General features: G+C 64.2%; 1 protein-coding gene. It reads right to left on the reverse strand.

All coding sequences use genetic code 11. The annotated features are described in order from the left end of the window. Positions 1 to 16 precede the first annotated feature (16 nt). Positions 17 to 547: HNH endonuclease signature motif containing protein (locus VVS03_RS11290; protein ID WP_368526599.1), on the reverse strand; the 531-nt coding region annotated here is incomplete at its 5' end.

The following is a 547-nucleotide window of genomic DNA, read 5'->3' on the forward strand; positions in this document are numbered from 1 at the left end:
CGTCCGCCGTCAGCCGTTAGGTGCCGCCGCCCCAGGGCGGGTCCCATGTCACCTTGCCGTGTCTTCGGTTGACCCTGCCGTGTCTGGGGTAGGTGGGGTCGTCGTCGTTCCAGGAATTATGGAACTCGCACAACAAGGTGAGGTTCTCCTGGTTGGTCTCGCCGCCGTCTACCCAGGGGTGGATGTGGTGGACCTGGCACTCATCGGCCGGCTTGCGGCAGTTTGGCCAGGCACAGGTGGTGGTCTCGGCCTTGGCCATGTCCTTCTGCTTGGGTGAAGCATGGCGCTGGTAGCGGTATTGGTTGACCGGCCCGCGCCTAGGATCCACCAGGGTGGCCAGGCCCGCGTCCCACAGGCATTGGCGGACGTATTCGGCACCCGTCATGGTGGTCCCGTTGGTCAGCTGCAGGGTGATCTCATCCCCGTCACCGGACAGGATACGAACCCAGTCGGGCAGGGAGATGACCACGTGCGTGGCCTTCGGCTGCTTGTTCAAGCCGCCGCTGAAAAGGGCCTCGACGTCGGAGATGGTCTTAATCGAGGCCCA

Origin of the sequence: Corynebacterium sp. LK2537 (genome assembly GCF_040946485.1) — a bacterium.
GTDB lineage: Bacteria > Actinomycetota > Actinomycetes > Mycobacteriales > Mycobacteriaceae > Corynebacterium.